The sequence below is a fragment of the Rhizobium sp. MHM7A genome (assembly GCF_005862215.1).
GTDB lineage: Bacteria > Pseudomonadota > Alphaproteobacteria > Rhizobiales > Rhizobiaceae > Rhizobium > Rhizobium bangladeshense.
On sequence record NZ_VCHT01000005.1, the window covers coordinates 17,775 to 42,044 of the forward strand.

Consider the following 24,270-nt stretch of genomic DNA (forward strand, 5'->3'; position numbering starts at 1 on the left):
GGGGTGAGGCTCTCTCGAGTGCGAGATACTTCGTACTTTTTTACGGGCGTGCCGCAGGGGTACTCCTTCAAACTTATCCTGAAACGCGTGTCCCCGCCGCACAACCGCATTGTACGGAAACGGTAACGTACAAGGATGAGGCGTCTCGGCGGATGCCGCGGCTGACAATCATCGCGACCTGCACCCATGCAAGCAGTAATATCCCGTTCGAGAGGTCGCAAATCGTACAATGAAGCCTTGGCAAGATTTCGAATCGTGCATTAGGTTGCGGCCCGAACACGAAACGGGTCGAGCACAGAGATGCGCCTTACAGACTGCTATAATTTCCACGATTTCCGGCGCATGGCCAAGCAGCGTCTGCCCGGGCCGATTTTCGACTATATCGATGGTGCTGCCGATGATGAGGTGACCTATCGGCGCAATACGGCGGCCTTCGAAAATTGTGATCTCGTGCCCGATGTACTCAGGGGCGTGGCCGATGTCGATATGTCCGTGACGGTCATGGGGCAGAAGCTTGCCATGCCGGTCTATTGCTCGCCGACGGCGTTGCAGCGGCTCTTTCACCATCAGGGAGAGCGGGCAGTGGCGGCGGCGGCCGCAAAATACGGCACGATGTTCGGCGTCTCCTCGCTCGGCACGATCAGCCTGGAGGAGGCGCGGCAGATCAGCGACGGGCCCCAGGTCTATCAGTTCTATTTCCACAAGGACCGCGGGCTGAACCGCGAGATGATGGTGCGGGCGAAGACGGCCGGCGTGCAGGCGATGATGCTGACGGTCGACAGCATCACCGGCGGCAACCGCGAGCGCGACAAGCGCACCGGCTTCGCCATTCCCTTCAAGCTCAATCTCACCGGCATGATGCAGTTTGCGATCAAGCCCTCCTGGGCGATCGACTGGATGACGCATGAGGCTTTCCGGCTGCCGCAGCTCGAAAACCACGTCAAGATGGACGGCGGCGCATTGTCGATCAGCCGCTACTTCACCGAAATGCTCGACCCCTCCATGTCGTGGAACGACGTGGCGGAGATGGTGCAGGCCTGGGGCGGGCAATTCTGCCTGAAAGGCATCATGTCGGTCGAGGACGCCAAGCGGGCGGTCGAGATCGGCTGCACCGGCATCGTGCTTTCCAATCACGGCGGGCGTCAGCTCGACGGCTCGCGCAGCGCTTTCGACCAGCTGGCTGAGATCGTCGATGCGGTCGGCGACCGGATCGACGTGATGATGGATGGCGGCGTGCAGCGGGGCACCCATGTACTGAAGGCCCTGTCGCTGGGAGCGAAGGCCGTGGGTCTCGGGCGCTACTATCTCTTTCCGCTTGCCGCCGCCGGGCAGCCCGGCGTCGAACGGGCGCTGGAGACAATGCGCACCGAGATCGAGCGCGACATGAAGCTGATGGGGTGCACCTCGGTCGACCAGCTGACGCGGCGCAATCTGCGCTTCCGTTCCTGAGCGGGGCGGGATGTCATTGCGGCCGCATCTTTTGCGGGGATGCGGCCCTCGTACCTATCGGCTCAGAGCGGTCTATAGATCGCCGCGGCCTCCTGCCTCAGCCTTTCGATCATCAACCGGTAAGGCCCCGGGCCATAGCTGATGCGGCGGACCCCGAGCTCTGCCAAAGTTTTCACGTCAGGCGCGCCTGCCCGCATCATGACATTGACCGGCAGCGACGAGGCCGCGCAGATTTTTTCGATCAAGCCGGGATCGATCAGGCCGGGAACGAAGAAGCCGCTGCCGCCGGCCGCGGCATAGGCCCTGCCCCGCTCGATCGCCTCGTCCACCAGACCGGCATGTTTTGAAAGGTCGCTCTCGGCCAGGAAGAGGTCGGTGCGGGCGTTGATGAAGAAGGGCATGCCTTTGCGGTCGGCCATCGCGCGAATGGCACGGATGCGGGCCGCCTGGCTATCGATGGGATAAAGCCCCTCGCCGCTGACCACCCGATCCTCGAAATTGATGCCGATGGCGCCAACCTCCATCAGCTTGGCGACATTGGCGGCCGCCCCCTGAGGATCGGCCGAATAAGCGCCTTCGAAATCGACCGAGAGCGGCAGATCGACGGCATCGGTGATGGATTTCGCCGTCTCCACAAGCACCGACATCGGCAATTTTTCGCCGTCGGCAAAGCCGTGAGCTGCGGCGACAGACCAGCTTCCGGTGGCAAGCGCCTTGGCGCCGGCATCGGCAACGGCCTTCGCCGTACCCGCATCCCAGATATTGTAGAGCACGATCGGATCGCCCTTGCGGTGAAGTGCGGCGAATGCCTTGGCCTTTTCAGTCTGGTTCATGATGTCTCCTCCACTATTGCCTGGGTACTGATTTTCTCTTCATGGCGCAGCAGCCATTGCTTGCGCCAGAGCCCGCCGCCGTACCCGGTCAAAGAACCATCGGCGCCGAGGATACGGTGGCAGGGCACGATGATCGCAAGCTGGTTGGCGCCATTGGCGCGGCCGACGGCACGCACCACTTCCGGCCTTTCCATCTCCCTGGCGAGAGCGCCATAGGCGCGCGTCTGACCGACCGGGATCTCCATCAGCTTTGCCCAGACATGTTTTTCGAAGGGTGTGCCGCCCAGCGCCACCGGCGTACGGAAGACGGTGAGCCGGCCGTCGAAATAATCGCGCATCTCCGTCTCGATCCGATCGATCGCCGGGGTGCGGCCGATCGCGACGGAGGAGCGGACGCGCTTCTGCAGCGCTTCGAGCTCGGTCGGCAGCGCCTTGCGATCATGAAATTCGAGAAGATGCAGATGCGTCTTGTCGGCGACCGCGATCATCGGTCCGAGCGGCGTATCGAACCAGTCGGCAAAGAGCAGTTCGCGGTTCTGCGAGAGCGCCGGCGCCTTGCCGACAAGCCGCTGGAAGGCTGTCCGGAAGCCGCTCGGAGAGTCGTATCCGGCGTCGACCTGGGCGTCGATGACGCGCGCCCCACCCGCCAGCTGCCGGGCCGCTTCGCCGAGCCGTCGGTAGCGGACGATGTCATGGAAGGTCATGCCGAGCGCTCGCTTGAAGGCGCGCCGCACGGTCGAGGGATGATGGCCACGCCGCACGAGCTCATCCTCGGTCCAGCGAACCTCCGGCTCGCCGTCGAGCGCGGCAAGCAGTGCGTCGACGACAGGCTCCCGGCCAGGCTGCTCCAGCGGTCTGCAGCGCTGGCACGGGCGAAAACCTGAATGCATGCAGGCGGCGATTGTCTCGAAGAACAGCGTATTTTCCCGCTTCGGCTTACGCGCCGGGCAAGTCAGACGGCAGAAGATGCCTGTCGTTTTCACGCAGACATAGGCCTGGCCCTCATAATCGGCGCTGCGCGCGATCAGGGCATCATAGAGCGTATCATCGTCGGGGCGTTCGAAAAGCATGTGCGCTTTCTAACATCCAACGCCGGCCGCGTCCGCCGAAAATCGGGCGTCTATTTATTCCGCTGCATCAAAGCTTTTTAAGTGCCGCCGCGGACGCAGCATCGATTCCTCCTCGGCGTCCTGCGGCGCGCCCCAGAAATCCTCGAGCGTCGGACCATTCTTGAGATGTCGGCGGCGGAACAGAAATTCGAGGATTTCATGAAACCAGACGCGGCGGCCCATTTGCGTGTACCAGCGCATGGAGTGGCGCTGTTCGCGGTCGCGATGGAAGAGGATGCGCATCAGCGCCTTCGGCCGCGCCTGGACAGCAACTTCGATGAGCTTGACGCAAGCGACCAGCACGAAGGAGTTCAGGTAGCGCATCTTCAAGACCTGGTGCTTGTAATCCCATTTGCGAATATTGGTCTCGATCACCTGCCGGTCGCGGGCGATACGGAAGAAAGGCGTCCAGCGATGTGGGGTGACATAAAGTGCCTGTATCTGGTCGGGATCGTAGGAGAGCAATTGCCGGAAGCCGCGCCAGAGATCACTCAATTTTTCCTCTTCGAAACCAACGACCCAGGTCGCCATGGAGAGGATATCGTGCTGGCGCAAAAGGCGGATCGCTTCGCGGTCGGTTGCTCTGGCTCCGCCCTTCTTGATCAGCGTCAAGGTTGCCTCGTCGGTGTTTTCCATACCGAGGAGCCAGCGCACGACACCGGCCTTGCGGTAAAGATGCAGGATGTCGGCATCGCGGACAATATCGTCCGCCCGCGTCGAGCCGACGATCTGGACCGGCACATTCTCGGCGATCATCGCTTCGAGAAACGCCAGCCAGGCCTTTCTTGAGGAGGTCGGATTCTCGTCGGCAAGATTGACGAGTTCGACACCCTCTTCGCGGTAAAGCCTGGCGATCTCGCGGGCGAACAGTTCCGGCGAGCGATGACGCCAGCGGGTCCAGAAACCTCGCTGGCCACAATAATTGCAAAGATGCGGACAGCCTCGGGAGAACTGCATGACGACGGCGCGCTTGCCGCCCCAATAGCTGTAGTTGTCATGGTCGATCAATTCCCAGCCGACGCGATAGGCATCGAGATCGTCGATTGCTTGTGCCGGCGGCGTAGCCAGAACTTCACCGCTGGCGCTCCGAAAGGCAATGCCGGAAACAGTCGCTAGCGGACGGCTGGTTGCAAAAGCTTCGGCAAGGCGACGCATCGTCTCCTCGCCTTCGCCACGCACCAGGATATCGAATGCCGTTGTCTCGGCCAGGACCTCCCGCCAGTGATAGGTCGGGAATACGCCGCCGTAGATGATCGAGATTTTCGCGTGGCCGCGCTTGATTGCTTCCGCGATCGCGCGGGCAGTGGGATGAGCCGAAGTCGAGCCGGAATGGCCGATCAGCACCAGATCCGGACTTTGGGCCGTGACCCGGCCGACGATTTCCGCAATCGTCATTGGCCCGAACTCGGCATCGATAAGCTCGACATGATGACCGTCGTCGATCAGCGGACCGCCGACGGAAAGAAGGCCAAGCGGTGGGAGGTGATCATCGGGAATACGGCTGCCGATCGCCGTATGCGGCGGATTTATCAGAACGATCTTCATGCGACTTTACCCTGCCGGGTCCCCCTGTCTGACGCAGGCAAAGGTCACCAGCGGTCAATGGCGATATTCAGCCGGAATCTCCTTCAAGTTGTGAAAACCTGGCGGCATTTTTGAGGAAGGCCGAGCCAAACGGTATGGCCAAGCAAAAGCCTTTGGTTTCACACGGCCGCCGTGCCATAAGGGCGGCCATGACCAAGATCGACCGCACGCCTGAAAAAGCCGATTTCGAACACGTGACAGACTGGGTGTTCGATCTCGACAACACGCTCTATCCCCATCACGTCAATCTCTTCGCGCAGATCGACAAGAACATGACTGCCTATGTCGCAGCGCTGTTACAGATGGAGCGGGAAGAAGCACGCAAACTGCAGAAGCAGTATTATCTCGACCACGGCACGACGCTGCAGGGCCTGATGATCCATCACGGCATCGATCCGAACGACTTCCTCGAAAAGGCGCATGCGATCGACTATTCGGCACTGACGCCGCAGCCGGAACTCGGCGAAGCGATCAAGGCGCTGCCGGGGCGCAAGTTCATCTTCACCAACGGCAGCGTCAAACATGCCGAAATGACCGCCGGCGCGCTCGGCATTCTTGAGCATTTCGACGATATCTTCGACATCGTCGCCGCCGATTACGTGCCCAAGCCGGCGCAGGCGACCTATGACAAGTTCGCGGCGCTGAAGCGCGTCGACACCGGCAAGGCGGCGATGTTTGAGGATCTGCCGCGCAATCTGACGGTGCCGAAGGCTCTCGGCATGCAGACCGTGCTGCTGGTGCCGCGCAACCTCGAAGAGACCGTCGTCGAATGGTGGGAAAAGACCAGCGGCGACGAGGATCACATCGATTTCGTCACCGACGACCTCGCCGCCTTTCTCGGCAAAGTGACCAGATCGGGCGGCTGACGGCCACGTTACGAAAGTTTCACCCGGCTTACCGATGTTTAACTGGGTCTTGCAGCCCGGTTGCCATAGCTTCTTACGCGAGGGGACACCTCACGAAAGGAGTTACGATGTACTGCAACAAGCTGATACTGGCGGCGCTTTCCTCCGCCCTGATCTTCGGCGCAGCCGCCGGAGCAAGCTTTGCCGCGCCCGGCGACGGTCCGCGCCCGCATGCAGGCATGGGCCGTGCGGGTCCGGCTGCCTTCCGCGAAGTCACCTATGTCAGAATGCTCAAGCAGTTCGACACCAACAGGGACGGCCAGATCTCCAAGGAAGAGGCGACCGCCGGCCTCGACAAGACCTTCGCTGCGATCGACACCAATAAGGACGGCTCGCTGACGCCGGGCGAAATCCGCCAGTACCGGCAGACGCGGTTGCAGGCGATGCGAGATCAGCACAAGCAGGATGCCGGCGACCAAGAGGACGCCAACGCCGCAGCCGACATGTTGGACACTAACGACCAGGGACGGCCGCCGCGCGAGGGGCATGAAGGTCGCGACGGAAATCGCTGGATGCGCCATGGCGGCAACTTCATGCGCGCCTCGATGATGATGCGCCGGGTCGATACCGACGAGAACGGCCAGATCTCCAAACAGGAAGCCGCTGCCGCCTTCGACAAGCTGTTTGCTCGGATGGACCGAAGCAAGGACGGCGTCATCTCGATCGACGACATGCCGGACCGGCCGCTGCTGTAAGGCCGGACGAACCATCGCCCATTGCCCCCTGCTCTTTCCCCCGCTCCACGGGGAAAGAGACCTGCCTCACGATCGAAACGCTATTCGCGGTGTTCGTAGAAATCCTGGACGATCTTCCACGCGGCGTCGGCCGTGTCGACGAAGCTGATCAGCTTGACATCGTCGGGCGCGATCGTGCCGAATTCGGCCAGGGCCTCGAAATTGATGATGCTTCGCCAGAAGGCTTCGCCGAAAAGGATCAGCGGCAGACGCTCCATGCGGCCGGTCTGGATCAATGTCAGGCATTCGAAGAATTCGTCGAGCGTTCCAAAGCCGCCGGGAAACACCGCGATCGCCTTGGCGCGCACCATGAAATGCATCTTGCGAATGGCGAAATAGTGAAAGTTGAAGCTGAGTTCCGGTGTCACATAAACGTTCGGGGCCTGTTCGTGCGGCAGCACGATGTTGAGGCCGATTGACGGAGCGCCCTCGTCGGCGGCGCCGCGATTGCCCGCCTCCATGACGCCCGGGCCGCCACCGGTGACGATGACATATTCCTGGAAGTCGAAGCTCGCCGAATATTTCGAGCAGAGACGGGCAAATTTGCGCGCCTCGTCATAATAGACGGATGCCGCCTCCAGATTGGCGCGCTGGATCTCGTTGCGCGCCGCCCAGGCACTCTGGCCGGGGGCTGGAATACGGGCGCCGCCGAACATGACGACGGTCGAGCGGATACCGCGCTCGGTCAGCATCATCTCAGTCTTCAGCAGTTCCAATTGCAGCCGGATGGGCCGCAGTTCTTCACGGCAGAGGAAATCCTCGTCGACATAGGCGAGACGATAGGCCGGCGACAGCGTCTGCGGCGTCTTCGGCACAGCCTCGGCGCGCTGCCTGTCAGTCGAGCTGCTCTTTAGTGGGTCCCATACACCATCCTTGCGCCGCGAACCGCCGTTTCGTCCCTTCGCCATATCGAAATGCCTTTCAGTATTGCCAGCATCAACTGCCGGATATGTCGCTACAACGCCTTGAATCCAGATATGATCTTGTCGGAAAAATCATTCCGTTCTACGGCTTCATGCTATAGAGCAGGATACAGCAAGCCGCCGCAATTCCGGAGACTGCGCCGTCTCCACGATAAAGATCGAAGTTTAAGGAATTCTCATGAGCGCCACCGACCTCGCCTCCCTGGAAAAGACCATCGAAGCCGCCTTCGACAATCGCGATAATGTGAACACGTCGACGAAGGGCGAGGTTCGAGATGCGGTCGAAGCGGCGCTCGATCTGCTAGACGCAGGCAAGGCTCGCGTCGCCGAGCGAGGCGCCGACGGCACCTGGAAGGTCAATCAGTGGCTGAAGAAGGCTGTGCTGCTGTCCTTCCGCCTCAACGACATGGAAGTGGTCAAAGGCGGCTCGGGCAACTCCACCTGGTGGGACAAGGTCCCCTCCAAGTTTGAGAACTGGGGCGAAAGCCAGTTCCGCGCCGCAGGCTTCCGCGCCGTTCCGAACTGCGTCGTGCGCCGCTCGGCCTATATCGCCCCGAATGCAATCCTGATGCCCTCCTTCGTCAATCTCGGCGCCTATGTCGGCGAAGGCACGATGGTCGACACCTGGGCGACCGTCGGCTCCTGCGCGCAGATCGGCAAACACGTCCACCTGTCCGGCGGCGTCGGCATCGGCGGCGTGCTCGAACCGATGCAGGCCGGCCCGACGATCATCGAGGACAATTGCTTCATCGGCGCCCGGTCCGAGGTAGTCGAAGGCTGTATCATCCGCGAAGGCTCCGTGCTCGGCATGGGCGTCTATATCGGCAAGTCGACCAAGATCGTCGACCGCGCCACCGGCGAGGTCATGTACGGCGAAGTGCCGCCATATTCCGTCGTCGTCGCGGGCTCGATGGCCTCGTCCAATGCGACGATGACAAACGGCCAGCCGGCGCCGCATCTCTACTGCGCCGTAATCGTCAAGCGCGTCGACGAACAGACCCGCTCCAAAACCGGCATCAACGAGTTGCTCAGAGATTGATGACACCGGGGCATTGATCCGGTAAACAGACGGCGTCTTTTTACGCGAGGCGGCCCCGTCTTGCCATGTCTTTGCCATTCCCGCCGGATAGTTCGACCGCCATGACCGCTACCGATCCCGTCGCCAATCTGCAGACGCTGATTCGCTGCCCGTCCGTCACACCCGCCGAAGGCGGTGCGCTCACGGCGCTGGAGGCAATGCTTGCGCCGCTCGGCTTCACGGTCGACAAGGTGACGGCACGCGAAGAGGGAACGGCCGACATCGAAAACCTCTATGCCCGTCTCGGCAAGGATGGCCCGCATCTGATGTTTGCCGGCCATACCGATGTCGTTCCGGTCGGCGACGAAGCCGCCTGGACGCATCCGCCTTTTGCCGCAGAGATATCAAAGGGCGAACTCTTCGGCCGCGGCGCCGTCGACATGAAGGGCGGCATTGCCTGCTTCGTCGCCGCCGTCGCCCGCCATATCGAAAAGAACGGGCCGCCTGCCGGCTCGATTTCCTTCCTGATTACGGGCGACGAAGAAGGCCCGGCAATCAACGGTACGGTCAAACTCCTGCAATGGGCGACCGAACGCGGCGAGCGCTGGGACGCCTGCCTCGTGGGAGAACCGACCAATCCGGACAGCCTCGGCGACATGATCAAGATCGGCCGGCGCGGCTCGCTGTCGGGCAGGATCACCGTGCATGGCGTTCAGGGCCATGCCGCCTATCCGCACCTTGCCGACAATCCGGTGCGCGGCATGCTGCAACTGACGCAGGCGCTGATGGATCCACCCTTCGACGGCGGCACAGACGATTTCCAGCCGTCGAACCTCGAGGTGACGACGGTCGATGTCGGCAATCCCGCCACCAACGTCATTCCGGCGAAGGCATCGGCAAGCTTCAACATCCGCTTCAACGACAGCTGGAGCGTCGAAACGCTACGCGCCGAAATCCTGCGACGGCTCGAAGCCGCCGCCGGCAATGGCCAGCTGCGTCCGGGCAGGAAGCCGGTGAAATACGATATCGTCTGGGCCGACCGGCCGAGCCACGTCTTCCTGACGCGCAACAACGCCTTGATCGCCTCACTGTCATCAGCCATCGAAAATGTGGCCGGCCGGTCGCCGGCGCTTTCGACCACCGGCGGCACGTCGGATGCGCGGTTCATCAAGGACTATTGCCCAGTCGTCGAATTCGGCCTGGTCGGTCAGACGATGCACATGGTCAACGAGCGAGTCGCCGTATCCGATCTGGAGACGCTGACGGCGATCTACGAGACTTTCATCGACCGCTGGTTCGCCCATGCCGGGTCTTAAGGAAGTCCAGTATTATCTGGCCGGCCTCTGGCTGCTGATCCGGATGGATCCGCGCGGCTTCCGCTTCCTCGATCTGTCGGAGCGCGGCGTCAACCGCTCGTTCTGGGCGATCGCCTGGTGCTTGCCGCCGATGGGCATTTCCTGGCTCTGGTGGCGGCAGGCCTTCCTGCGGTCGATGCCGCCCCATGCCGATGTCAACCTTGTCTTTTATATCAGGCTCGGCCTTGTCGAAGTCGCCAACTGGTTCGTGCCGCTGGTCTTTGCCGGGCTGCTGCTGCTCGCCTTCCGCATGGGCGAGCGCTTCGCACCCGTGGTCGTCAGCGTCAACTGGCTCGGCGTGCCGCTCTCCTATATCAACGGTCTGCTGCTGGCGCTGGTGTTCTTCCTGCCCGGCTCAATCGGCCTCGTCTCGCTGCTGCTGCTTGCCTTCATGCTGGCGCAGGTCTTCGCTTTGGCGCGCATTCTCAGGATGATCTGCCACGATCACGCGCTGATGGTGGGGGCGCTGACGCTGGTGCTGCTGGTGCCGTCGATGATCCTTTCGGAATATCTGCAGCACTTCCTCGGCATCTATCCCGCCTGAACTGCGCTATCGCATGAATCCAGCGAGACAATCATGAGAGATCGTCGTCGTTTTCGTCAGCCGGCCTGCGGCGGTCGGTGATGACATCGGGATAATCCACCTGCATGAAGTAGAGCCCTTCGGGCGGTGCCACCGGGCCGCAGGCCTTGCGGTCCTGCGCCTCGAGCGCTGCCTGCACATCTTCGGGCGTCCACTTGCCTTCGCCGGCGAGCTTCAGCGTGCCGGCGAAGGAGCGGATCTGATTGTGCAGGAAGCTCTGCGCCGTGGCGCGGATTTCGATCAGCTCGCCGTTGCGTGTCACGTCAAGTCGGTCGAGCGTGCGCACTGGGCTGTTCGCCTGACAATGGGCGGAGCGGAAGGTGGAGAAATCGTGCCGGCCGACCAGCCTTTGGGCGGCGGCGTGCATCACCTCATGATCGAGCGTCTTGGGCACCCACCAGGCCTTGCCGGCTTCGAGCGCCAGTGGCGCTCGGCGGCTGACGATGCGATAGAGATAGTGGCGCCGCAGTGCCGAAAAGCGGGCATCGAAGAAGTCGGGGACCGCCTCGACGTCGAGAATGGCGACACGCTCGCCGGCAAGTCTCAGATGGGCATTCAAGGCGTTCTGCAGCTTGTAGGGCGACCACGGCTTGGAAAGATCGGCGTGGATCACCTGTCCCATGGCGTGGACGCCGGAATCGGTGCGGCCGGCGCCGCGGATCGACACGGTCTCGCCGGTCAGCGACAGCACCGCGGCCTCGATCGCGCCCTGCACCGATGGGCCGTTCTCCTGCCGCTGCCACCCAACGTAGGGTCCGCCGTCATATTCGACGGTCATACGGAAACGCGGCATCAGGAAAGCCTCGTGCCTGCAGCGAGAGGCGTGCCTCGGAGGAAATCGGCCACGGCCAGCGGCTTGCCGCCGGCCTTCTGCAGCCGCGTCAGCCGCACGGCGCCGGAAGCGCAGGCGACGACGAGATCGTCGGTCAGCAATTGCCCGGGAGCGCCCTCCCCTTCAGCCAGCTCGGACGCCAGCACCTTCACACGCTCCGGCCTGCCGCCGATCTCGAGCTCGAACCAGGCGCCAGGAAACGGCGCCAGGCCGCGGATATGGTTGTGCACATCATGCGCTTGCCCGGCGAAATCGATGCGCGTCTCGGCCTTGTCGATCTTGGCGGCGTACAGAACGCCCTCCTCCGGCTGCGGCGTCAACGGCAGGTCGTTCATCTCCAGCTTCACCATGGCTTCCGCCATCGCCTTGGCGCCGACCTGCATCAGGCGGTCGTGCAATTCGCCCGCCGTCATGTTCGGACCGATCTCGACTTCACGGGTGAGCGCGACGGCGCCGGTATCGAGGCCCTTGTCCATCTTCATCACCATCATGCCGGTCTTTGCGTCGCCCGCCATGATCGCCCGCTGGATGGGCGCGGCACCCCGCCAGCGCGGCAGCAGCGAGGCATGGCCGTTATAGCAGCCCTCGCGGGTGCCGTTCAAAATCGCCTCCGGCAGCAACAGCCCATAGGCAACGACGACGCCAACATCGGCATTAAAGGCGGCAAACCGCTCACGCTCGGCCGGGTCCTTGAAATTGACCGGCGTGAAGACCGGCAGACCAAGCAATTCGGCCGCCTGGTGAACAGGCGACTTCTGCAGATCGAGCCCGCGCCGTCCACCCGGGCGCGGCGGTTGCGTATAGACGGCGACGATGTTATGCCCCGCCTCGACGAGCAGGCGCAGGGTCGGAACCGAGAACTCCGGCGTTCCCATGAAGATGATGCGAAGAGACATTCTATCTCGCCAGTTGAGGATCAGCCGTCTTCAAACGGGTTTACGAGCTTGAGATCAAGCCCTTCGAAATCTCTGGTGTTGCGGGTGGCGAGCGTTGCGCCGTTCGCAAGGCAGATGGCGGCGATCATCGCATCCTTCGTTTCCACCGGCCGTCCCGCCTTTCTGCGCGCCGCAGCGAGCAGGCCGTAACGATTCGCCGCACTAAGCGAAAAACCGAGTATGCGACCGGAAAATTCGGATTCGATCCGGTTGAAGTCGGAAATCAATGCCGTCTTTCGCCTGCCGTCATCAAGGAGTTCAAGCCCATAGCGCATTTCCCCGACGGAGATCGTTGTCAGAAAAAGCGTCTCGACCTCGTAAGCGTCTAGCCAGTTCAATACCCGCTCGCTATGGGTTCTTCCCTGCAATTCGGAAATTACGTTCGTATCAAGGACGATCATTTGTCGAAACTTGGCGGTTCCCGATCACGTTCGTGGCGAGACGCGGCGATAGCCTCTACTTCGTCATGGCTCAATCTTTCCTCTCCCATCAGCGATCTCAAGCGCCGCCCCGCGGGTGCTCCCGAGCGTTCCGCCGCGATCTGACGGCGGATGATTTCGATCGCCTCTTCTGAAAGGCTGCGGCCATTGCGCTGGGCACTTTCCTGAAGCTGCCGCTTCATCGCTTCCGGAACATCTCGAATAAGCAGGTCGCCCATCCGCACCTCCACTATGATATCAGTGATATCATAGTGCTTCACTGGCGCGTATTCAAGGCTTCCTCAGAGCGCCTTCGCCTTCGCCGCCTTGGTGAACCTCTTGATCACCATCTCCCGCTTCAGCCGCGAAATATGGTCGATGAAGAGCACACCATTCAGATGGTCGATCTCGTGCTGCAGGCAGGTGGCGAGCAGGCCGTCGGCTTCCACCATCTGTTCCTTGCCCTCGCGATCGAGATATTTGACCGAGACGACAGCCGGGCGCTCGACCTCCGCATAATAGTCCGGAATGGACAAGCAGCCTTCCTCATAGACCGAGCGCTCGTCGGACGATTTGACGATCTCCGGATTGATGAAGACTTGCGGCTGCTTCTCCTCGCCCTCACGAGAGACGTCGATGACCAGCATGCGGCGCGGCACGCCGATCTGGATTGCGGCAAGGCCGATGCCTGGTGCATCGTACATGGTTTCCAGCATGTCGTCGGCAAGGCGCTGCAGATCGGCATCCACGCGTTCGATCGGCTTGGAGAGCTGACGGAGAAGGGGATCGGGAAGAATGATGAGTGGCTTGATGGTCATGGGCGTTCCCATAACCCATCTTTTCCCGCTATGGAATTATCCGGTGGGCGGGGAAGACGCTTTTTTGTCTCCCCGCCCCGAATTTCGCCATAAAGTCTCAGGCCGCCTGGCGGGCAGCGGTGACGGCATGGCCTTCCGGCCGGGCGCGGAAGCGGCGCAGCAGCTCGATCAGCTTATCCACCTCATCCTTGAGGCGGCGGGTTTCCGCCGAAGTGCGCTCGACCATGCCGGAATTCTGCTGGGTGATTTCGCCCATGCTGCGGATCGCCACGCTGACCTCGTTGACGCCGGTCGCCTGATCGCGGGCGGCGGCGGCGATATCGGCGACGAAGCGGTTGATGATGTCGATGCGGCTGATCATATCGTTCAGCGCTTCGCCGGTGCTGGAGACGATGCCCACGCCCTCATTGACCTGGCTCGAGCTTTGCGAGATCAGATTCTTGATCTCCTTGGCAGCTTCGGCCGTGCGCTGCGCGAGCTGGCGGACTTCCTGGGCAACGACGGCAAAACCCTTGCCCGCATCGCCGGCGCGCGCCGCCTCGACGCCGGCGTTCAGCGCCAGAAGATTGGTCTGGAAGGCGATTTCGTCGATGACGCCAATAATTTTGGATATTTCGGTGGAAGACTTCTCGATGCCGGCCATTGCCGAGACGGCGCTGGTGACGAGCTCACCTGAATTCTTCGCCTTCTGCTGCGTTTCGCGAACGGCGTCCGAAGCCTTCTCGGCATTGGCGGCGGTCTGGCCGACGCTGACAGAAAGCTGCTGCAGGGCGGCTGAGCTCTCCTCGACGCCCGCTGCCTGCTGGGCGGTGCGCAGCGCCAGATCGTTGGTCGCATTGGCGATGACGTCAGCGCCGCTCATGATATGGCCGGACGTATCGCGCACGGATGCGAAGGACTGGCGAAGGGCGCTGACGGCGCGGTTGTAATCCTCGGCCATCTGCCGGAAATTGCCCGGCAGGTCGGACGGCAGGGTGGCTTCGAGGTCGCCGTTCGACAGCGCTTCGAGACCGCGACGCAGCTGCTCCAGCGCCATTGCCTGATCGGACTCGGCTTTCGCCCGCTGCTCTTCCAGGGCCTGACGTTTGGCCTCAAGCGTCTCGAGGTAGACCGAGATGGAATAATCCATGTCCAGCATGCCGGCCTTGATGACTGCCGACAGCTTCTCGGCGAGCAGCTTGCCCTGCTGGCGTGCGAAGACCGACGGCCACTGCTTCTCCATGATGCCCTTGACGAGTTCGGACATGACAAGGGCATAGCCACCGACGTACCAGCGCGGCTCCAGCCCGATGCGGGCATGGGTGCGGCCGACCGCCGTCACGCCGTTAACATAGGTCTCGTCGAAAGCGCCGCTGGCAAGATTGGCCCAATGATCCTGCTGGCGCTTCTTGGCATGGCCGACATGGTTCTTGTCGGCGAAAAAGCTGGAGACGGCGGGGGTCCTGGCGACCTTGGCGTAAAACTTATCGAGAGCGCCGCCGATGAGCTCGGTGATGACAGGCCTGAGATCTCGTATCGACTTTCGCGAGGCGTCGTCGAGTTCGATGAAATCCAGGCGCTGCCTGAGGCTGTCGTTCTGTCGGGATGGCATTGGAATCTCTGTATTTGTCGCAAAGGCGCGGGAGGGAGTTTCTGTGCCGCAGGTTTGGCGAATATGGTTGAACAATCGTTAAAGCTGGCCGGATTTCTTCTGCCGAGACCGAAGCGCGACATGTTCAAGATGTTGGGGACCAGCGATTTCGTTCACGTTTTGATCTTCATCGCGTCGTTTCTTCTGTTATGGTTGCGGCATGACCGTCAATTCCGATTCGCTCGCCTTTTCCGTCGCCTCGATCAGTCCGGCCATGCTGGCGCTTGCCGGCGGCGTTCTCGTCGCCCTCGTGCTTCTGGTGATAATCCTTCTCTTGCGCGGCGCCAGCCTTCGCCGCGAGCAGGCGGAGGAGGCGAGCCTGCGGGCTGGCGAAAGCGAGGCACGCATGGCCGAGCTTTTGAAGATCCAGGCGGAGATGCAGGGCCGCATCACGGCCATGGCCGAGGTTTTCGGCGCGCGGCAGAGCGAGCTCAACCAGGCAATCAGCCAACGCCTCGACGGCATGTCACAACGCGTCAGCTCGACGATCACAGAGCAGACGAAGTCTACGCACGAGAACCTGCAGCGACTGCAGGAGCGGCTGGCGGTCATCGATGCGGCGCAGAACAATATCCAGACGCTCGCCAAGGACGTTGTCGGACTGCAGGCCATTCTCTCGAACAAGCAGACGCGCGGCGCCTTCGGCCAGTCACGAATGGAGACGATCGTCGCCGACGGCCTGCCGATGGGTGCCTACGCCTTCCAGCAGACGCTCTCGAATGGCTCGCGGCCGGACTGTACGATCCGCATGCCGAACGGCGCGCCGCCGCTTGTCATCGACGCGAAATTCCCGCTCGAAGCCTGGAACGCGATCCGCGACGCCGGCAGCCCAGAGGCCACCAAGATCGCCAGCCAGCAGTTCCGGCGCGACATGGAGATCCATATCCGGGATATTTCCGAGAAATATCTGATTCAGGGAGAAACCCAGGATACCGCCTTTCTCTTCGTGCCGTCGGAATCGATCTTCGCGGAGATCCACGAGAACTTCGAAGCCCTCGTGCAGAAGGCGCACCGGGCGCGCATCGTCATCGTCTCGCCATCGCTGCTGATGCTTTCGATCCAGGTCATCCAGGCGGTGCTGAAAGACCAGCGCATGCGGGCGCAGGCGCATCTGATCCAAGGCGAGGTGGCGCTACTGATGGACGATCTCGGCCGCCTCGACGAGCGGGTGCGCAAGCTGCAGGGCCATTTCGCCATGGCGCAGAAGGATATCGACATGGTGGTCACGTCGGCCGACAAGCTCACCAAGCGCGGCGCCAAGATCGAGGCGCTGGAATTCGAGGCGGGCGGCGACGCCAAGCCTGCCCGCGAGGGCGAGGCGCCGGCCAAATCCATGGAAAGCCGCACCGGCCTTCTCAAGCTTCGGGTGGTTGACGAGGAGTGACCGCTTCGGGCAGTGTCTGCCCGCATTCTATCAAAGAATTGGAGCATGATGTCGCCCGCATGCTCCAAAGGACGGGACATCCTCATGATTACAGTTTTCGGGTCCATCAACATGGACCTCATCGCCACGACGGAGCACCTGCCGAAGCCCGGTGAGACGGTCGCCGGCAACGGTTTTGCAACGGCTGCCGGCGGCAAGGGCGCCAACCAGGCGCTGGCAGCGCGCCGCGCCGGCCGCTATGTGCATATGGCCGGCGCCGTCGGTAAGGATGCTTTTTCCGCCGATGCGCTCGCCCTGCTCGACGAGGCGGGAACCGACCTCTCTCTCGTCAAGCATGTCGACGGTCCCACAGGCACGGCGCTGATCCTCGTCGGCGGCGACGGCGAGAACATGATCGCCGTGGTTCCGGGCGCCAACGGCGTGGTCACGCCCGGGGATGCGGAAATCGCGATCGGCCGCATGAACGAAGGCGACATACTGATGCTGCAGCTCGAGGTGCCCGTCGCCGCCGCCGAGCGCGCGCTCTCGGCTGCGCGCGCCAAGGGCATCACCAGCATCCTCAACCTCGCTCCCCTGATCCCCGATGCACCGCGTCTCGGTCGCCTGGCCGATATCGTCATTGCCAACGAGACCGAGTTCGAGCGGCTTGCCGGACAGAGCGACATGGGCGCAGAGGCGCGTGAGGCAGCACTTGTCCGCCTACACCGGGAAACGGGCCAGACGCTGATCGTGACGCTCGGCGGCGACGGGGTCATCGCCATCCGCGAGGGGGCAATATCACGGGCGCACGGGCTGGCGATCGATCCTGTCGATACGGTCGGGGCGGGAGATACCTTCTGCGGCTATTTCGCCGCCAGCCTCGACGAAGGACTCGACTTTCCCACGTCGCTGCGCCGCGCGGCGGTCGCCGGTTCACTCGCATGCCTCAAACCAGGCGCGCAACCGTCGATTCCCTTGAGTGAGGAAGTCGCAGACAGGATATAGCCTGGCCTCCTTGCGAAAAGCTGCCGGATCTCCTGCAATTTCAAGGGGATTTTTGCGGCTTTCCTCACATATACCATTAAAGTTTCACTCAAATTTAAGAGGTCTCCGGCGATCTTCCCGGTGATCGCCGGATCTTCGCACTTGCGGATCGCGGCTCATGCGGCTGCTCCATGACGGAGCGATGCCTTCGCTCCTGTGCCGAAGAATGCCCGTTCGGCGCATCCTTGCCCGAGGAACCCATGTTCATTTTTCGCATGAAATCGCTTGCGGCGAAACTTATCGTCATCACCGGCATCGCCATCGCGCTTGTTCTCATCGTTTCGAACTTTTTCCTCATCGGCCAGACCCGGGATCGCGTCCAGACGCTGACGATGGATCAGGCCAATCTCGAGGCAAAGTCGATCGCCAATGAAATCGCCGCCAATGTCGGCGAACTCGCCAGCGCCGCGCGCAGCATGTCGGGCGTCATCGGCCGCGCCCATGAAGGCAAGTCGCTCGATCGCAAGGGCATGATCAACGTGCTGAAAGCCAATCTGGAACAGAATGCCTTCGCCTTCGGCAGCTGGTTCTGTGAGCAGCTCGGTGCGCTCGACGGCAAGACCACGGAGATCGCCAATAATAACGATGAAGGCACCAACAAGAACGGCGCCTTCACGCCCTACTGGTCGAAGACCAGGGATGGCGGGATCCAGTATTCGACGTTTGACAATGATTATGCTGCCGAATGGTGGAAGCTGGCTGCGGACAGCGGCAAGGGCGCGATCACGACGCCCTACCTCGCCGAAGGAACTGAAGTACCGACGCTGCTGACTTCCATTGCCTATCCCGTCATGTCGGGCGGCAAGATGATCGGTGTCGGCGGCGTCGACATCTCGCTGAAGTCGCTGACCGACAAGCTGCAGGCGCTGCACCCCTTCGGCTCCGGCCGCGTGACGCTGCTGTCGCAGGCCGGCAACTGGATCGTTGCGCCGATCCCCGACCTGATGACGAAACAATACGACGGCGAGGGCGCTGACGTCGTTAAGTCAGCCCTGTCGAATAAGCAACCCGGTCTTGTCAGGAACCTCACCTATGACGGCCTCGACCCCTTCGACCGCGTCGTCTATCCGTTCGAGGTCCCCGGCGTCAACGCCACCTGGGTCGTGCTCGTCGACGTCCCGCATGCGGTGATCAACGCGCCGGTTGAAGACCAGACCTACATGATGATCGCCACCGGCCTGATCGTGCTCGGTGCGGTGATGCTCGCACTCTATTTTGCCGTCCGCTCGCTCGTGCAGCGCCCCCTCGGCAGCCTTGTCGCCAGTGTCAAGTCGCTCAGCGATGGCGAATATGCCGAACCCGTCGCTGCCCAAGACCGTACCGACGAGATCGGCTCGGTTGCAAAGGCGCTCGAGGGATTCCGCTTCAAGCTCGCAGACTCCAAGCGCCTCGAAGAAGAGGCCACCCACCAGCGGCAGGCTGCCGAGACCGAGCGCAGCCGCTCGGAATCGGAACGGCAGCAATCGGTGTCGCTGCAGCGTCATATCGTTGCGACCGTTGGCGCCGGCCTTTCCGAGTTGTCTCAGGGTAATCTGGGTTACCGCATCACCGAAGAGTTTCCGGGTGAATACGGCAAGCTGAAGCAGGACTTCAACGCAGCGCTTGCGAGCCTTGAAGAGACCATCAACACGATGAATCTCAGCGTCATCAACATTGGTGCCGGCACCGGCGAGATTAGCAACAGCGCTTCCGACCTCGCCAAGCGCACCGAGCAGCAGGCGGCAAGCCTGGAAGAGACCGCCGCGGCGCTCAATGAGCTTACCGCGCAGGTCGATTCCAGCGCCGAGAACGCGCGTACGGCAGCCGACAACGTCAGTCTCGCCTGCCAAGATGCTGAGAGATCGGGCGAAGTGGTGCAAAAGGCAATCGCCTCAATGCAGGGGATCGAGCAGTCTTCGACTGAGGTTTCGCGGATCATCGGCGTCATTGACGAAATCGCCTTCCAGACGAACCTCCTGGCGCTGAACGCCGGCGTAGAGGCGGCACGCGCCGGCGAAGCCGGCAAGGGTTTTGCCGTCGTCGCTCAGGAAGTTCGGGAGCTCGCACAGCGTTCGGCCAATGCGGCCAAGGAGATCAAGACGCTGATCAACACTTCGGCCGTCCAGGTCAAGGAAGGCGTCGATCTCGTCGGGCGCGCCGGCGGCACTTTGCACAAGATCGCCGAACAGGTGATGGGCATCAACAGCCTCATCCGGCAGATTTCGGCCTCGGCCAGCGAACAGGCCGTCGGGCTGAAGGAAATCAATCAGGCCATGAACCAGATGGACCAGGTGACGCAGCAGAACGCGGCGATGGTGGAAGAAGCGACCGCCGCCAGCGTGGCGCTCAACGACGAGGCGCAGACGCTGAAGGCGCTCGCCACTCGCTTCAGGGTCTCGGGCTCGGCCAACGCGGCTGCGCTCGCCTCCATGGCGAGGCAGATGCGCGCGCCGGCTGCGGCCACCTCGCATTTCGCGGCAGCTCCTGCGGTCCGCCATGCGGCCGCCCCGGCGACCCGCCGAACCACACCTCAATCGCATGCCTCGGCTGCCGTGGCCCAGGACAACTGGGAAGAGTTCTGACCGTTCAGCCCTGCATAATAAAAAGGCGCCTGCGAAATCAGGCGCCTTTTTTCCTTCACGGATCGATGCGGTTAGAGCGGTTCAGCTTTTCACGGAAGCGCAGAACCGCTCTAACCTTTTGGATTACGCAATTCCGGACGGAAAACCGCTTCACACTTTTCCTGGAATTGCTCTAGGCGGCGTTCGACGTCTGCTCCTCGTTGAGGAAGGCATAGATCGCCGAGGCGGAATCGGTGGCCCGCAGCTTTGCAACAAGGTCCTGATCGCGCAGGACGCGGGCGATGCGCGACAAGGCTTTGAGATGATCGGCGCCGGCGCCCTCCGGCGCAAGCAGCAGGAAGACCAGGTCGACGGGCTGATCGTCCAGCGCTTCGAAATCGACCGGCTGCTCCAGCCGGGCGAAGATGCCGACGATTGAATGAATGTTCACCAGCTTGCCGTGGGGAATGGCGATACCGTTGCCGACACCGGTCGAACCCAGGCGTTCGCGCTGCAGAATGACGTCGAAGATCTCCCGTTCGGAGAGCCCGGTGATCCTCCCGGCTCTTGCCGCCAATTCCTGAAGCAACTGTTTCTTGGAATTTACTCTGAGGGCGGGAATGATCGCATCCTGATGGAGCAAATCTGCCAATGCCATTTCTTTTTCCTTCTGTCGCCGGGATCAGTCGATGCGAGGAGCGGCGGCGATACCGCCGCTCACCACCCTGATCTCAGCCTTTGATATTGGCCGAATCGATCCAGCCAATATTTCCGTCATGCCGACGGTAAACGATATTCAAATGTTCCTTGCCGGGGCTGCGGAACAGGAGAAGCGGCTCGTCGGTCATATCAAGCGCCATCACGGCGGTGGCGACGGACATGGTCTTCAGCTGCTTCGTGCTTTCAGCGACGATTGCCGGGGCGAAATCGTCAGGAATTTCATCCTCGTGATCAGGAACGGAGTCCATGACCGTGTAGGAGACTTCTGCAAAACCATTCAGGTGGTTTCCGGCATGATGGTCCTTCAGCTTGCGCTTGTAGCGGCGCAGGCGCTTCTCGATGCGCTCGGAAGCGGCGTCAAAAGCAAGCTGCGGATCCGTCGCTTCGCCGGCGGCATGAAGCACCACCCCGCTGTCGAGATGAAGCTTGCAGTCTGCCGAGAAACGAGAACTCGCCTTTTCGACGGTGACCTGGCCGGAATACCCCCCATCGAAGTATTTCGTGATGGCCATACCAATTTGGTCCTCGATCTTTTGACGGAAGGATTCACCAATTTCCATATGTTTCCCGGATACACGCACACTCATGGAGTTTCCCTTCTTATGGTCGTTTGCGGGTATCAGTTTACGCCAAGCCTCGGGTTCATCCAAGCACTTCGCGCAATCTCAAGCAAGATCGGCGTAGGCCTACGGGTCCTCGGTGCCCTTGGGATGATGGGGATAACTTCAAAACGCCGTTCACGGCGCCGATTGCGGCGGGCTTCTAGCCAGAGGTTACCAAAAAGTCAATAGGGCGTCGATTCGGCATCGGGCGCGCTCGCAGAAAGTGCAGCAAACCCCTTATGAAAAGGGCATTTCAGCGAATATGGTTCCGCATGCCCTCACGCGCTTCGCGTCTGCGTTGTGCGCGATACTGTCATGGCGATGACACCGAGAATAACGCAGATCAGTCCGATCCAGGCCGTCGGGCTCAGCCTTTCGCCGAGAAAGGCGATACCGATCGCAACGCCGATCGGCACCCGGAGATAGGCTTGCGATGTGGTCCCGACCGAACCCAGCGTCTGAACGAGGCGGAAATAGATCGTAAAGGCAAGCGCCGTCGAAAAGGCGGACAGGGCAAGCAGCGCCAGCACCGATGCGGTCGAGGGATCGAGCGCCCAGGGCCGGTCGACGACGAGGCTGATGGGCATTAGAATGACCGCGCCCGAGATCAACGACCCGGCCGCCGGCACGCCAGGATCGAGGCCTCTGAAGTTCTTGCTGAAAATCGCGGCACCTGCATAACAGATGGTCGCCAGGATGATGGCAAGCTGCGCCATAAGGCTTTCGCCAAGACCGCCGAGCGCTTCGACGCCGACGACGAGGCAGATGCCGGCAATCCCGGCCACGACGCCGAAGAGCTTTCGTACCGCCACCTGCTCATGGCGGGTCATCGATACTGTCAGCAGGAAGGTGAAGATCGGCGTCGCCGAATTCAGGATCACAGCCAGTCCGGCATCGACGGACTGCTCCGCCCAGGCGATCAGCGTAAAAGGAATGACGCTGTTCAAGCAGGCCTGAACGACAAACAGGCGCCATGTCGCGCGATCGCTCGGGAGGCGGACATGCCGATGGCGAAGCATGGCGAGCAGAATCGCGCCGGCGATCAATGTGCGCACCGCAATCAACGTCACCGGCGGGATCGTTTCGACCCCGATCTTGATAAAGGTGTAGGAAGAACCCCAGAGGGTCGCCAGCACCAGAAGCAGGACAAGTTCTCTGGCAAGGTTCGGATTTTCAGGCGTCATGGGCACATCGATATTCGTTCAAGACACCCGAGAAATAGCCGAATTTGCCGAGCGGATGCTTCGATCAGGGTCGAAGCATCCTGCCGCGTCAGAAGCCTGCGACCTTGGCGAGCGCCCGCTTCTCACGGCGGCGCTGGACCGAGGAAGCGATGTTCATCGCCTCCCGGTATTTGGCCACCGTGCGGCGGGCGAGATCGATGCCGCCCTTCTTCAGCATGTCGACGATATCGTCATCGGAGAGCACAGCGTCCGGGCTCTCCTGCATGATCAGCGTGCGGATCTTGTGACGCACGGCCTCGGCGGAATGGCTGTCGCCGCCCTCGACTGAGCCGATCGATACGGTGAAAAAATATTTGAGCTCGAAGAGGCCGCGCGGCGTCAGCATATATTTGTTCGAGGTGACGCGGCTGACGGTGGATTCATGCATCTTGATCGCCTCGGCCACTGTCTTCAAGTTCAGAGGCCGCAGATGGTCGACGCCGTGCAGCAGGAAGGCGTCCTGCTGGCGGACGATTTCGCTTGCCACCTTCATGATGGTCTTTGCCCGCTGATCGAGGCTGCGGGTGAGCCAGTTGGCGCTCTGCAGGCATTCGGAAAGGAAGGCATGATCCTCGCCGTTCCTGGTCACCCGGGAAAAATAGGACTGGTTGACCAGCACCCGCGGCAACGTATCGGGATTGAGCTCGACCAGCCAGCCACCGTCCGAGGAGGGCCTGACGACGACATCGGGCATGATCGCTTCGGAAACACCCGTCTCGAAACCGCTGCCGGGCTTCGGGTTGAGCTGGCGGATCTCGCCGAGCATGTCGAGAAGATCTTCCTCATCAACGCCGCAGAGGCGCTTCAGCGTGGCGAAGTCACGCCGCGCCAGCAGTTCGAGATTTTCGACCAGCGCCTGCATGGCAGGGTCGTAGCGGTCCTTCTGCCTGAGCTGGATCGCCAGGCATTCGGCGAGGCTGCGCGCGAAAACGCCTGGCGGATCGAGCGTCTGGAGGGCGGCAAGCACGTGTTCGACCTGGGTGAGGCTTGTGCCGAGCCGCTCGCCGGTCTCGCCAAGATCGACCTGGATGTAACCGGCATCATCGAGCTGATCGACAAAATTCTGGGCGACCAGCCGGTCGCTCATATCGGGCAGGACGAAGGGGATCTGCTGAGCGAGATGATCGCGCAGCGACACCTGGCCGGCGACAAAATCGTCGAGGTCGTAATCGACGCCGTCGGCGCTGCCCGGCATCGACTTCCACTGACCGACGAGTTCCGGTGCGTCGAGGCGCTGCGGGCCACCGTCATCGGGAAAGACATTGGTGTAATTGGCATCGAGCTCGTCGTTCAGCCTGCTGGTGCTTTCGCTGCCGCCGGTGTCGTACCAGTCGCTCGACAGCGCCTCGGCGCGATTTTCGGCGCCGTCGTCCGAGCCCGCGTCCTCCGGCGAATGACCGAACTGCTCGTCCTCGATAGCCGCCCGTTCGTCGCTCGCCTCTCCGTCATTCGACGGAAATTCGAGCAGCGGGTTCTTCTCCACTTCCTGCGCGATGAACTGGGTGAGCTCGAAATGCGTCATCTGCAGCAACTGGATGGACTGCATCAGTTGCGGTGTCATGACCAGGGACTGGCTCTGGCGCAGGAATAGATTGGCGGACAGTGCCATGACGGACGCGAAACTCCCCTCGATTCCTCCGGGAAACCGCGT

At 61.8% G+C, this 24,270-nt stretch carries 23 protein-coding genes; 9 read left to right on the forward strand and 14 right to left on the reverse strand.

Features of this window, described 5'->3' with window-relative positions; translation table 11 throughout:
• Positions 1–300 precede the first annotated feature (300 nt).
• The gene (locus FFR93_RS18290; protein WP_138394262.1) at positions 301–1,449 is read left to right on the forward strand and encodes an alpha-hydroxy acid oxidase; all 1,149 of its coding nucleotides are present in this window, start codon (positions 301–303) and stop codon (positions 1,447–1,449) included.
• Positions 1,450–1,511: 62 nt separating this feature from the next.
• On the opposite strand, the gene FFR93_RS18295 is transcribed toward FFR93_RS18290, so the two are convergent.
• Genes FFR93_RS18295 through bchE form a run of 3 tightly spaced genes read right to left on the reverse strand, consistent with a single transcriptional unit; the run spans position 1,512 to position 4,936 of the window.
• On the reverse strand, positions 1,512–2,282 hold the full coding sequence (locus FFR93_RS18295) for an isocitrate lyase/phosphoenolpyruvate mutase family protein (RefSeq protein ID WP_138394263.1): 771 nt from the start codon (positions 2,280–2,282) through the stop codon (positions 1,512–1,514).
• Entirely contained in the window at positions 2,279–3,352 is a 1,074-nt protein-coding gene (locus FFR93_RS18300; protein WP_138394264.1) for a trifunctional transcriptional activator/DNA repair protein Ada/methylated-DNA--[protein]-cysteine S-methyltransferase, read from the reverse strand. Before FFR93_RS18300 ends, FFR93_RS18295 begins: the two co-directional genes overlap by 4 nt.
• A 54-nt stretch (positions 3,353–3,406) precedes the next feature.
• Positions 3,407–4,936 carry a magnesium-protoporphyrin IX monomethyl ester anaerobic oxidative cyclase gene (gene bchE, locus FFR93_RS18305; protein WP_138394265.1) on the reverse strand — a complete coding sequence of 510 codons (1,530 nt, stop codon included), beginning with the start codon at positions 4,934–4,936 and terminating at the stop codon, positions 3,407–3,409.
• 188 nt (positions 4,937–5,124) lie between these two features.
• Between bchE and FFR93_RS18310 the strand changes: the two genes are divergently transcribed.
• Both FFR93_RS18310 and FFR93_RS18315 read left to right on the forward strand, forming a co-directional pair.
• Positions 5,125–5,841 (forward strand): pyrimidine 5'-nucleotidase, encoded by a 717-nt coding sequence (locus FFR93_RS18310; RefSeq protein WP_064707887.1) that lies wholly within the window; start codon positions 5,125–5,127, stop codon positions 5,839–5,841.
• Between the two features lie 107 nt (positions 5,842–5,948).
• Positions 5,949–6,575 carry an EF-hand domain-containing protein gene (locus FFR93_RS18315; RefSeq protein ID WP_138394266.1) on the forward strand — a complete coding sequence of 209 codons (627 nt, stop codon included), beginning with the start codon at positions 5,949–5,951 and terminating at the stop codon, positions 6,573–6,575.
• Positions 6,576–6,655: 80 nt separating this feature from the next.
• On the opposite strand, the gene FFR93_RS18320 is transcribed toward FFR93_RS18315, so the two are convergent.
• Positions 6,656–7,522, reverse strand: coding sequence for an LOG family protein (locus tag FFR93_RS18320; RefSeq protein WP_138394267.1), 867 nt, complete (start codon positions 7,520–7,522; stop codon positions 6,656–6,658).
• Positions 7,523–7,715: 193 nt separating this feature from the next.
• Between FFR93_RS18320 and dapD the strand changes: the two genes are divergently transcribed.
• The 3 genes from dapD to FFR93_RS18335 all read left to right on the forward strand — a co-directional run bounded on the left by dapD (position 7,716) and on the right by FFR93_RS18335 (position 10,454).
• Entirely contained in the window at positions 7,716–8,576 is an 861-nt protein-coding gene (gene dapD, locus FFR93_RS18325; protein ID WP_064711745.1) for a 2,3,4,5-tetrahydropyridine-2,6-dicarboxylate N-succinyltransferase, read from the forward strand.
• 101 nt (positions 8,577–8,677) lie between these two features.
• Positions 8,678–9,871, forward strand: coding sequence for a succinyl-diaminopimelate desuccinylase (gene dapE / locus FFR93_RS18330; RefSeq protein ID WP_138394268.1), 1,194 nt, complete (start codon positions 8,678–8,680; stop codon positions 9,869–9,871).
• On the forward strand, positions 9,858–10,454 hold the full coding sequence (locus FFR93_RS18335; protein WP_064707792.1) for a hypothetical protein: 597 nt from the start codon (positions 9,858–9,860) through the stop codon (positions 10,452–10,454). The genes dapE and FFR93_RS18335 overlap by 14 nt, the downstream gene beginning before the upstream one ends.
• A gap of 31 nt (positions 10,455–10,485) precedes the next feature.
• Here the strand turns inward: FFR93_RS18335 and truA are convergent, their stop codons facing one another.
• From truA to FFR93_RS18365, 6 genes are all read right to left on the reverse strand, one after another.
• Positions 10,486–11,286 carry a tRNA pseudouridine(38-40) synthase TruA gene (gene truA, locus FFR93_RS18340; RefSeq protein WP_064711747.1) on the reverse strand — a complete coding sequence of 267 codons (801 nt, stop codon included), beginning with the start codon at positions 11,284–11,286 and terminating at the stop codon, positions 10,486–10,488.
• Positions 11,286–12,221, reverse strand: a complete 936-nt coding sequence (gene fmt, locus FFR93_RS18345; protein ID WP_138394269.1) for a methionyl-tRNA formyltransferase — start codon at positions 12,219–12,221, stop codon at positions 11,286–11,288. The genes truA and fmt overlap by 1 nt, the downstream gene beginning before the upstream one ends.
• A gap of 20 nt (positions 12,222–12,241) precedes the next feature.
• Complete coding sequence (locus tag FFR93_RS18350) at positions 12,242–12,661, reverse strand: type II toxin-antitoxin system VapC family toxin (protein ID WP_138394270.1); 420 nt, start codon at positions 12,659–12,661, stop codon at positions 12,242–12,244.
• Positions 12,658–12,918: a plasmid stabilization protein gene (locus FFR93_RS18355; RefSeq protein WP_138394271.1), complete on the reverse strand. Its 261-nt coding sequence runs from the start codon at positions 12,916–12,918 to the stop codon at positions 12,658–12,660. Before FFR93_RS18355 ends, FFR93_RS18350 begins: the two co-directional genes overlap by 4 nt.
• Positions 12,919–12,981: 63 nt before the next feature.
• Positions 12,982–13,497, reverse strand: a complete 516-nt coding sequence (gene def / locus FFR93_RS18360; protein ID WP_138394272.1) for a peptide deformylase — start codon at positions 13,495–13,497, stop codon at positions 12,982–12,984.
• Positions 13,498–13,594: 97 nt separating this feature from the next.
• Entirely contained in the window at positions 13,595–15,088 is a 1,494-nt protein-coding gene (locus tag FFR93_RS18365; RefSeq protein WP_138394273.1) for a globin-coupled sensor protein, read from the reverse strand.
• A 199-nt stretch (positions 15,089–15,287) separates the two neighbouring features.
• Between FFR93_RS18365 and FFR93_RS18370 the strand changes: the two genes are divergently transcribed.
• From FFR93_RS18370 to FFR93_RS18380, 3 genes are all read left to right on the forward strand, one after another.
• Positions 15,288–16,511, forward strand: a complete 1,224-nt coding sequence (locus FFR93_RS18370) for a DNA recombination protein RmuC (RefSeq protein WP_138394274.1) — start codon at positions 15,288–15,290, stop codon at positions 16,509–16,511.
• A gap of 84 nt (positions 16,512–16,595) precedes the next feature.
• Complete coding sequence (locus tag FFR93_RS18375) at positions 16,596–17,495, forward strand: ribokinase (protein WP_138394275.1); 900 nt, start codon at positions 16,596–16,598, stop codon at positions 17,493–17,495.
• 239 nt (positions 17,496–17,734) lie between these two features.
• Positions 17,735–20,095, forward strand: coding sequence for a methyl-accepting chemotaxis protein (locus tag FFR93_RS18380; protein WP_138394276.1), 2,361 nt, complete (start codon positions 17,735–17,737; stop codon positions 20,093–20,095).
• A gap of 172 nt (positions 20,096–20,267) precedes the next feature.
• On the opposite strand, the gene ptsN is transcribed toward FFR93_RS18380, so the two are convergent.
• From ptsN to rpoN, 4 genes are all read right to left on the reverse strand, one after another.
• Positions 20,268–20,732, reverse strand: coding sequence for a PTS IIA-like nitrogen regulatory protein PtsN (ptsN, locus tag FFR93_RS18385; protein ID WP_064707784.1), 465 nt, complete (start codon positions 20,730–20,732; stop codon positions 20,268–20,270).
• A gap of 73 nt (positions 20,733–20,805) precedes the next feature.
• Positions 20,806–21,381, reverse strand: coding sequence for a ribosome-associated translation inhibitor RaiA (gene raiA, locus FFR93_RS18390; protein ID WP_003570772.1), 576 nt, complete (start codon positions 21,379–21,381; stop codon positions 20,806–20,808).
• A gap of 293 nt (positions 21,382–21,674) precedes the next feature.
• Positions 21,675–22,586, reverse strand: a complete 912-nt coding sequence (locus tag FFR93_RS18395; RefSeq protein WP_246661336.1) for an EamA family transporter — start codon at positions 22,584–22,586, stop codon at positions 21,675–21,677.
• Between the two features lie 82 nt (positions 22,587–22,668).
• Positions 22,669–24,228, reverse strand: coding sequence for an RNA polymerase factor sigma-54 (gene rpoN / locus FFR93_RS18400; protein WP_138394278.1), 1,560 nt, complete (start codon positions 24,226–24,228; stop codon positions 22,669–22,671).
• Positions 24,229–24,270 lie beyond the last annotated feature (42 nt).